Annotated in this window: 5 protein-coding genes, 1 tRNA gene and 1 other annotated feature; of the genes, 1 reads left to right on the top strand and 5 read right to left on the bottom strand. The window is 45.0% G+C overall.

The window, feature by feature from the left end:
* The 4 genes from BLQ79_RS08340 to BLQ79_RS01940 all read right to left on the bottom strand — a co-directional run.
* Positions 1-191, bottom strand: a 191-nt coding sequence (locus BLQ79_RS08340) for an IS1/IS1595 family N-terminal zinc-binding domain-containing protein (RefSeq protein ID WP_456151358.1), incomplete at its 3' end; no start/stop codon positions are given.
* A gap of 264 nt (positions 192-455) precedes the next feature.
* Positions 456-548, bottom strand: a tRNA-Ser gene (locus BLQ79_RS01950).
* Between the two features lie 127 nt (positions 549-675).
* Positions 676-1,659: an asparaginase gene (locus tag BLQ79_RS01945; RefSeq protein WP_091363269.1), complete on the bottom strand. Its 984-nt coding sequence runs from the start codon at positions 1,657-1,659 to the stop codon at positions 676-678.
* Between the two features lie 153 nt (positions 1,660-1,812).
* Complete coding sequence (locus tag BLQ79_RS01940) at positions 1,813-2,964, bottom strand: ABC transporter substrate-binding protein (protein ID WP_091363268.1); 1,152 nt, start codon at positions 2,962-2,964, stop codon at positions 1,813-1,815.
* A 75-nt stretch (positions 2,965-3,039) separates the two neighbouring features.
* Positions 3,040-3,251 (bottom strand) — a binding site (T-box leader).
* A gap of 178 nt (positions 3,252-3,429) precedes the next feature.
* On the opposite strand from BLQ79_RS01940, the gene BLQ79_RS01935 reads away from it, so the two are divergent.
* Positions 3,430-4,497: a diacylglycerol/lipid kinase family protein gene (locus BLQ79_RS01935; RefSeq protein ID WP_091363266.1), complete on the top strand. Its 1,068-nt coding sequence runs from the start codon at positions 3,430-3,432 to the stop codon at positions 4,495-4,497.
* A 90-nt stretch (positions 4,498-4,587) separates the two neighbouring features.
* Here BLQ79_RS01935 and BLQ79_RS01930 read toward each other — a convergent pair whose 3' ends face one another.
* Positions 4,588-6,531, bottom strand: a complete 1,944-nt coding sequence (locus BLQ79_RS01930) for a TRAP transporter permease (protein WP_091363264.1) — start codon at positions 6,529-6,531, stop codon at positions 4,588-4,590.
* Positions 6,532-6,536: the final 5 nt, after the last annotated feature.

Below are 6,536 nucleotides of genomic sequence, written 5' to 3'. Positions count from 1 at the left end.
CCCGGCATTTCCTTTTGTACATTTTTACCAAATAACCATTCCTGAAATAAATTAAAATCCTTCAATTGATGATCATTCTTACTGGTAAATGCAATCTTACAATTACTGCAATACCAACGCTGAGTTCCGGCACTGGTTTTTCCATGCCTACGGCAAGAAAAGCCACAGTAAGGGCATCTTATTTTTCTCATAAACTCCCTCCAAACAAACATAAAGTTTCAACAGAAAAATAAAAGCCCATTTCACCAGTATTGGCAAGGGATTTGAGACTTTTTTACAACACTTTTTGTCCACCCTCAAAAATCATCTCAGAAAAAATAAATGCCAATGAAGCTCGATAAATACTAGCTCCATTGGCATTAAAAAACACACAAAATGTCCTATAACCCGATAAACTGCATCGAACAAAATAAGCAAAGTAAAAGAGCCCGTCGTATTCTACGAGCTCTTCTGTTTGGCGGAGAGAGGGGGATTCGAACCCCCGTTACGGCTTATCACCGTAAACATGATTTCCAATCATGCACCTTCAACCACTCGGACACCTCTCCATATGGATGATTTTACGATACCATCGTAATTATTCAGTTACGTCAGGTTCAACTGACTTGTTTAGTATAACTTTTCATCCATTAAATGTCAAGGCCGATTTTTATTAGAAATTCTTCTTGCTGCAAATTACTGAATTTCTCTGAGTCTTGCAGAAATCTGACTGCTGGACAGATGATCGCCTATGGCCAGAATCAGGAGGATTCTGGCTTTCTGGGAACTAAGCCCTCCTGCAGAAATAACTCCGGCATCTTCCAGGGCTGCTGTTCCTCCATCTCCCCCATATTCCCGTTCTACATAGCCATGACCGGTTCTTGATGTCAGAATCACGGGGATACCTTTCTTTACCATAGTTTTTAATGCACTGGCCATTCCCAGTGGAACATTACCACAGCCAAACCCTTCTACAATCAGGCCATCAACACCAGCTGCCAGAACTCCCGCCAGCAGTGAGTCATCCATACCAGCTCCACAGCGTACAATCCACACCCGGGCACTCAGATCCTGTACATTCCCTATCCATCGTTTCTGGCTGCACTTTCTGACGACTACCTTATCCCCGCTTACAAAACCAACAGGCCCGAAAGAAGCGGATGTAAATGCATCTGTCGCCGTGGCATGGGATTTCACAACATCATCTGCCAGATAAACCCGGTCATTCATAACTACCAGGACCCCCATGCCGTACAGATTATCACAACATGCCGCCCGAACCGCTGCCAGAATATTTCCAGGTCCATCCGTACCTGCCGCTGCCGCGCTTCGCATCGCACCGGTAAGACAGACAGGCTTATTCAGATGAACCGTATGATTAAGGAAAAATGCTGTTTCTTCCATAGTATCTGTACCATGGGTAATCACATAACCATCTACCTCATCAGTATCCAGACTTTCAATAAAGGCAGCAAGCGCCCCCATCCTGTCCAGAGTCATATATTCACTGGGGATATTGGAGAATTCTCTTACTTCTATATGGGCACCATCATCAATGCCGGGAACGGTGTCAATCAGTGCTTCCCCGGACAGCGCCGGTACCAGCGCTCCTGTGACTTCATCTTTCTTCATGGCAATCGTGCCACCGGTTGTTATGATAATGATTTTCTTTTTGTTCATAGGCTGTAACCCTCCAGGTATCTATTCGTTTCATTATATCATCTGCTACCTGTTTCTTCTTTTCTTCTCCCCATAAGAAAAAGGAAGAAACAACAGAATTAATCTGCAATTTCTTCCTTTCCTGCTAACTGAGATTCATGGATTACCAATCAGTTAAGCGAGCGGAACCCACTTGCCATCCTTAACCTGAAGAACAGTAAGATCCATCTTCGGGTCACGATTATCATCAAATTCAAACTTACCAGTAGCGCCTTCAAATCCCTTGATTCCAGCCAGGGTATCACGGAACTTCTTGCGGTCAGTAGTAGTCCCTGCCTTTTCTGCTGCATCATGCATAAGATACATAGCATCATAAGCCTGTGCTGCAAACTGATCCGGTTCATGTCCATACTTAGCCTTGAATGCTTCAATAAAGTGCTTAGCCTTAGGCGTATCACTTTCCGGATTCCATGGAGTAGCTACCAGACTGCCATTAGCAGCTGCACCAGCCTGTTTGATATATGCCGGGCTGTTGAACCCATTGCCACCGATAATCGGCTGGTTCATGCCCATCTCGCGGGCTTTCTTTGCAATCAGAGCCGATTCCTGGTAGAGACCTGCTACACAGATAACATCCGGATTAGCCTGCTGAATCTTAGTAAGCTGAGCAGAGAAATCAGTATCCTTATCTGCAAAGGTTTCATCAGCCACTACATCCAGCCCCATCTTCTTAAACAGGTCTGTATAAATCTGATGTTCACCTACCATCTGGTCATTATTGTTGGAATACAGAATGGCAACCTTCTTAAATCCGAACTTCTGATGTGCCTTTTCTACGGTAATCGGAATGCCAAGCTTACCCGGAATTGCGTTACGGAAAATGAAATTGCCGAGATCAGTAATTCCCGGTGCAGTTGTACCGGTACCAAAAGCGACTACGCCAGACTGCTGTGCAATCGGGCCTGCAGCAAACATTTCCCCGGAAGTCATTGGACCCTCTACTGCCAGAACCTTATCTTCTTCGATTGCCTTCTTCATAGCATTAACGGCTTCTGTCTTATTAAGCTTGGTATCATAAGTAACCAAATCAATCTTATACTTAGTATTTGGATCCTTATTAATTTCATCAACGGCCAGATCCACACCATCCTTCATTGCCTGACCATAGGCAGCGCCTGGGCCGGTATAAGCGGTAATAAACCCAAATTTAACGGTGTTGCCTGAACCTGCTGCTTCATCAGAATTGCTGTTGCCACAACCTGCAAATACTCCTGCCAGCAGTGCTGCAGCCGCCATAGCTGCCAAACCTTTTTTCCATGTTTTCATAATACTTTTCTCCTCTCAGAAAAACTACTGACAAGTATTAACCAACAAAAAACGCCTCTGTTCCGGAATTTCCGAACCAAAGGCGCTGTGCGCGGTACCACTTTGCTTTATCACTTATAAGGAAACGCTGAACATCTCCCGTTCGTAACGTGAACTACGCTTTTTCCTACTCACTTCAGAAAAAGAGCTCCCGAGTGATAAATCAGATACAACAATATCGACTTCCACCGATTGTCGATTCTCTGTAATTGTTTTTTTATCTGACCCTTCTCGTTCTCCGCTTCTGTCTGTTTTGCTTGTCTTACGTTGGTTGGATATATGATAATGTTTCTATTTTTCTATGTCAATAGCTCTTTGAAAAATTTTTATGTGATCATCCAAACTCTATTATGATTAATTTTCTTTTGTATCCTTATATGAAGTCGGGTATAATAGGATAAGAATTTTTCAGGAAAGGGGTATCTCATGGAACGCAATACTACTTGTACCATGATTGTAAATCCTACATCAGGGAAGGAACGGGCTCCCAAATATATACCACTGCTTAATTCTGTTTTAGCGAGAACTTACGATGACATCATAATCCGGTTAACTAACAAGTCCGGTGATGCCCGCAATTTTGCGCGTCAGGCCGCTGAACAGAATCGCGACGTAATATGCATGGGCGGTGATGGAACCATTAATGAGGTAATTAATGGTATGGTTCCAGTAAAGAGCCGCTCTGCCTTTGGCTTTGTGCCATTTGGTACTGTTAATGACCTGGCGCGTGCGCTGGGAATCCCCCGCTCACCTAAAGGCGCTATCCGCACATTTGAAAATGCGGTTATCACTCCAGTAGATGTAGGCAAAATTAACGGCCAGTATTTTATTAATATTGTTGCTGCCGGGCTTCTTCCAGAAGCCATGAGTCAGGTAACCATAAAAGAAAAAACACTTTTTGGTTCCATGGCCTACTTTATGAAGGCCGTTCAGATTTTTCCAAAACAGAAATCTTACCATTTTCGCATTGAAGAGGAAAACGGTACGGTTATTCAGACTACATCACCGCTCATTGCCGGTATGCTCACGGATTCTGCAGGCAGTTTCCGCAATCTCATCCCAGAAGAAGAACGTCATTCCGGTATGATTAAACTGGCCCTTTTCAGAAATTTTGCCTGGCTGCGGACTATTCGCCAGGCGCCGCTTCTGTTTACCGGTCAGCAGATGGGAGAAGATCTTCTCACGGTTATCGGTGTAAAAAAAGCCCACATCTCACTGGAAGGTGTAGATAAGGATGCAGAACTCTGGACCAACGTGGATGGTGATAAGGGGCCTAAATTTCCTATTGACCTGGAAATCCTCCCCGGGCGTCTGCCTGTACTTACACCGGCCGTACGGAAAACAAGTCCTGTCCACATCCCTGATATGGTGGAAAAATTAAGGAAGCACCTGGGACATATCTGGGATGAACCATTGATTCATCCAGCTGATTCCCACCTTCTTCTGCCTCACCCAAAAGAAAAAAAGAAAAAATCCACAGGGAAGCGTAAATAAATCATTTACTGCATCACATAATAAGACCGCCAGATATCTGGCGGTCTTATTATTAAAAGGCTCTGGCGCCATGGCGCCAGAGCCTTCTCTTTATGCATTAACTTTTCTGCTCCTGAAATACTGGAACGCAACAAGTACAATCATAACTCCGATTCCCACCAGATCCGTAAAGGATTCCGGATCAATAAGACAAAGCCCAGCTGCGAAAATAATAAGACGTTCAATCGCATTCAAGCGTCTATACAGATATCCAATCATGGCACTGCTGATACCAACCATACCTATAAGCGCAGTAATCGTAGTCATAATGACCTGCCCTGCTGATGCATGAATTCCAAGCAAAGCAGGAGAAAGAACAAATACATATGGTACGATGAATGCCGCAATTCCGAGCTTAGATGCATTGACACCGGTCTTCAGCGGATCTCCTCCGGAAATAGCCGCTCCTGCATAAGCAGCCAGTGCAACCGGTGGTGTGATATCCGCAATAATACCGAAATAGAACACAAACATATGCGCTGCCAGAATCGGTACTCCAAGTCCGATAAGAGCTGGAGCCGCAATAGTGGAGGTAATAACATAGTTTGCTGTAGTCGGTACCCCCATCCCCAGTATCAAAGACGTAAGCATAGTGCAGAAAAGCAATATGATTTCATTACCATTAGCCATGCCCACAAGAACAGAAGCCAGCTTGAGGCCTACCCCAGTCTTGGTCACGATACCAATAATCATCCCCGCTGCCGCGCAGGCCATAAGCACACCCAATGCTCCTCTGGCACCTTTAATCAGACCATCTACAATATCTCCGAAAGTCATTCGTGTATTTTCACGAAGCATAGCCGTAGCAATGGAGATAACAATCCCCCCCAGGGCTGCCTTCATTGGTGTATACCCAGATGCCAGCAAACCGATAATAGCCAGCAGCGGGATGGCCAGGTGACCTTCTTCATGCATAATCGCTCTTGCTGATGGAAGCTTGCTCCTTGGTGTTCCTACAAGATTTTCCTTCTTCGCTTCAAAATGAACTCCCAGGAAAACCCCGATGAAGTACAGGATAGCCGGAACTACGGCAGCCTTAACTACTTCCATGTAAGGTACGCCTACAAATTCCGCCATAAGGAATGCAGCAGCCCCCATAATCGGTGGCATAAGCTGCCCACCTGTGGATGCAGCAGCTTCTACTGCGCCGGCAAAATCCTTCTTATATCCCAGCTTCTTCATCATAGGAATAGTAAAGGAACCAGAGCCTACTACATTCGCTACGGAAGAGCCGGAAATCGTTCCCTGAAGTGCACTGGAGATAACCGCAACCTTGGCTGGACCGCCTGAAGCCCATCCGGCAATGGCATTGGCAATATCAATAAAGAATTTGCCAAGACCTGTCTTTTCAAGATAGGCCCCAAAGAGGATGAACAGGAAAATAAAGGTAGAAGATACCCCCAAAGGAATGCCAAATACCCCTTCGGTAGTATAGAAAAGATGACTTACCATCTGTTCCAGACTAAGCCCTCTATGTGCAAGCGGTCCCGGCATATATGGGCCAAAATATCCGTAAGCCAGGAACAAGATGACTACCGCTACAATGGACGTCCCCACAATACGTCTTGCTGCTTCCAATACCATTACAATTCCCAGAAGTCCAATGATAAAGTCGGTTGTCGTTACCGTACCTGCGCGAAGAATAAGACTCTGATAATTTACCAGAATATAAATCGGTGGAATGGCTGCAAGAATAGCAAGCCCCAGATCCAGCGGGTTAACCTTACCACCCCGAATCCATGCCTTCTTCGTTGGACAAAGCAGGAATACCAGGGATATGCCAAAACTCAGATGAACACAGCGCTGAATCATGGCATCAAATGCGCCGAAGAACCCGGTATAAATCTGAAACAGGGAAAAACAAATACACAACGCAGCAATCAGCTTTCCCCATATACCGGTATATTCCACGGTAGCCGATTCCTTATCCAGACTCTTAAGCTTTTCATTTATGGACTTTGTGTTCACGGAATCGTCCACATGCTTTTCATCCATTTTAT

It is taken from the genome of Dialister histaminiformans (assembly GCF_900103425.1).
Lineage (GTDB): Bacteria > Bacillota > Negativicutes > Veillonellales > Dialisteraceae > Allisonella > Allisonella histaminiformans.
Note: the sequence above shows the minus strand (reverse complement) of the source record. Positions and strands in the feature narration are given on the sequence as shown.